At 26.5% G+C, this 3,038-nt stretch carries 4 protein-coding genes; all 4 read right to left on the bottom strand.

Features of this window, described 5'->3' with window-relative positions; all coding sequences use genetic code 11:
• Positions 1 to 20: 20 nt before the first annotated feature.
• The 4 genes from rlmD to GOQ29_RS08565 all read right to left on the bottom strand — a co-directional run bounded on the left by rlmD (position 21) and on the right by GOQ29_RS08565 (position 2,850).
• Complete coding sequence (gene rlmD, locus GOQ29_RS08580; protein WP_203372240.1) at positions 21 to 1,382, bottom strand: 23S rRNA (uracil(1939)-C(5))-methyltransferase RlmD; 1,362 nt, start codon at positions 1,380 to 1,382, stop codon at positions 21 to 23.
• 50 nt (positions 1,383 to 1,432) lie between these two features.
• A complete protein-coding gene (locus GOQ29_RS08575) occupies positions 1,433 to 1,582 on the bottom strand; it encodes a hypothetical protein (protein WP_203372239.1) in 150 nt (49 codons plus the stop codon).
• Between the two features lie 432 nt (positions 1,583 to 2,014).
• Positions 2,015 to 2,425 (bottom strand): FxsA family protein, encoded by a 411-nt coding sequence (locus tag GOQ29_RS08570; RefSeq protein WP_203372238.1) that lies wholly within the window; start codon positions 2,423 to 2,425, stop codon positions 2,015 to 2,017.
• Positions 2,426 to 2,436: 11 nt separating this feature from the next.
• A complete protein-coding gene (locus tag GOQ29_RS08565; RefSeq protein ID WP_203372237.1) occupies positions 2,437 to 2,850 on the bottom strand; it encodes an acyl-CoA thioesterase in 414 nt (137 codons plus the stop codon).
• Positions 2,851 to 3,038: the final 188 nt, after the last annotated feature.

The raw sequence follows: 3,038 nt of genomic DNA, 5'->3' as shown, positions 1-3,038 counted from the left end.
AAATCTCTAAAGTACAGTTCTTATCTAGTTAGTAATACTATAGTCTCTACGTGCACCGTATGAGGAAACATATCTACTGGTTGTATTTCTAATGTCTTATATCCATTCTTCCCTAAATATTTCAAATCTCTTGCTAGGGTTGCTGGATTGCAGGATACATACACTACTTTTTTAGGATTCATTTTTACTATTGTATCTAATACTTTTTCATCACAACCTTTTCTTGGTGGATCAACTACTACAACATCGGCTTTTATTCCCTGTTTGTATAATTTCGGAAATATCTCTTCCGCCTTTCCTACAAAGAATTCTGCATTATCTATACCATTTATTTCAGCATTTTTTTTTGCATCTTCTATGGCTGGTTTTACTACTTCTATTCCGTATACTTTCTTAGCTTTTTTAGCTAAAAATAACGAAATACTACCTATTCCACAGTATAAGTCAAATACTATTTCTTTCCCATCTAAATTTGTATATTCTAGTACCTTATTGTATAAGATTTCTGTTTGTATAGGATTTACTTGAAAGAAAGATAATGGTGATATATTAAACTTTATATCTTCTATATAATCTACTATTTTATCTTCTCCATATAAAGTTATAGTTTTATATCCTAATATCACATTGTTTCTCTTATTATTAATATTTTGAATTATACTTTTAATTCCATCTATACTTGAAGTTAATTCACTAATTAATTCTTCCTTATGGGGAAATTTTTCTCCATTAGTTATTATCACTATCATTAAATCTCTAGTTTTAAATGAAGTTTTAGTTAATATATGTCTTATTATTCCTTTCCCACTTTTCTCATCATAAGGAGATATATTATATTCTTTCATAAAATTTCTTATTACTTTTATTATTTTATCTGTAATAGGATGCTGAATTATACAAAAATTAGTATCTACTATATCATGAGTACCTCTTCTATAAAATCCGATTTTTACAAAGTTATCTCCTTTAGATACTGGAAATTGTGCTTTATTTCTATATCTAAATGGTTCTTCCATTCCTAAGGTATAATGGATTTTTAAGTCTTCCATTCCACCTATTCTCTTCATATCATTTATTACTCTTTCCTTTTTTATATCTAATTGTTTATCATAATCAATATTTTGAATTTGACATCCACCACATTCATTTACTACATGGCAAGGAGCATTTATTCTCCACTTTGATGATTCTTCTATATTTATAAATTCTCCAATGGCATAATTCTTCTTAACTGTATGTATTTTAATATTTCCCATATCTCCAGGAATACCGTCATCTATAAATATGGCAAAACCATCTATTTTTACTACCCCTTGTCCCCTATGATTTAAATCTATTACTTTACCTTCATATATATTATCTTTTACTACTGGTGGATTCATAAATATCTCTCCTTACATATTCTATTATTTAATAAATAAAACCTTTTTATTTAAATTAAATATTTCATAAATATAGTTGCAATACTAAAATAAATTGTTACTTCAATTGTAATACCTACTACTGACTCCCTTTTAAGTAATTTAAAAGCATCTTTAGAAGTAATTTCTCCCATTGCTAAACCACGAACTACAACAGCCATAATTCCCTCCTTACTGCACTAATTACTCTTCAGTTTTTACTAATTACCGAATAAAATATGTACTAATAATAATTCACTACACACTATACCATAGTATTTATTTAAGGTAAATACTATACTTTAATTTTCAAATTTTAAGTTCTAATTTTATCCTTATACACATATTAATAAATTAAAAAACAGGCATTCAAAGGAGGATTTATAATGATAAGAACTATAAAGAATCTTTTAATTATTATATTAATATATTTTACTGCTATGGGAATATCAATAAATACAACACCTTTAGTAAGTTTACTCTAAAAAAAATAGCACACCTTATAGTGTGCCTAAAAAATTAAGAATTGGTTGCCAATTTTGATTCTATAGAAATTGTTGACTTAAATAAATATTTTATTCAAGTTTGCAACAATTTATACCATATTTTAATAATTAATCTCGCCTATCTCGTCTATTATAATAAAAATGTATTTGTCCTTCTCTTATCATACCTTCAAATTTTCCTTTAATATATCTTTTAAACATTATTCTGGTCATTGGTATGACTAAACTAAAACCAACTATATCTGTAATTATTCCTGGTGTTAACAATAATGCTCCACCAATTAAAACACATAAACCATTAATTAATTCATTTCCAGGCATTCTACCTTGACTTAATTCATTTTTTATTCTATTAATTATTATTCTTCCTTCACTTTTAGCAAGATATGCCCCTGCTATCCCTGTTAATAAAACTAATAATATAGTAGCTAAACCACTAGTCACTTCTGCTATTTTAAACAATATAAAGAGCTCAACTATAGGTACCAATGTGAATAACAATATCAACTTGCCTAACATATTTTTCTCTCCTATTCTATTGTTTTATATAATTTATTCCATAAATCATTATATTTCTTTTTAAAATTTACTGGTTTTAAATTATTATCTACAAAAGCATGAAGCGTATACCCTTCTGCTAATATAATATTATCTTTTTTTCTTATAATATTATAATTAAATTCCATTTTTACACCTTTCATTTTTTCAATCCAAGTTTCTATTATTATTTCATCATCATATTTAGCAGAAATTTTATATTTACAACCTACATCTATCACTGGCAAAAGTATACCTATTTCTTCTAGTTTTTTATAATCATACCCTAAATTTCTAAAAAATTCTGTTCTTCCAACTTCAAACCAATTAAAATAATTAGCATGATATATTATACCCATTTGATCTGTTTCACTGTACCTAGCTCGTACTATATTTTTATAAGACATGATAACCTCCAATTTATAATATATAAGAATTATATCAAAAATTTTAAAATTGTAAAATATTATATAAAGTTAAAAAGGCGGATAAAAGCGTATCCGCGCAACTCAAGAAAACCTAGTTTCCCTTTGACGGTGCATAATACGTGCACCTGAGCACCCTTCTAATACGGCAGGGGATTTCATCCCCTACA

The sequence above is a fragment of the Anaeromonas gelatinilytica genome (assembly GCF_016820635.1).
GTDB lineage: Bacteria > Bacillota > Clostridia > Tissierellales > SIT17 > Anaeromonas > Anaeromonas gelatinilytica.
This window is presented reverse-complemented; position numbering and strand designations above follow the sequence as displayed.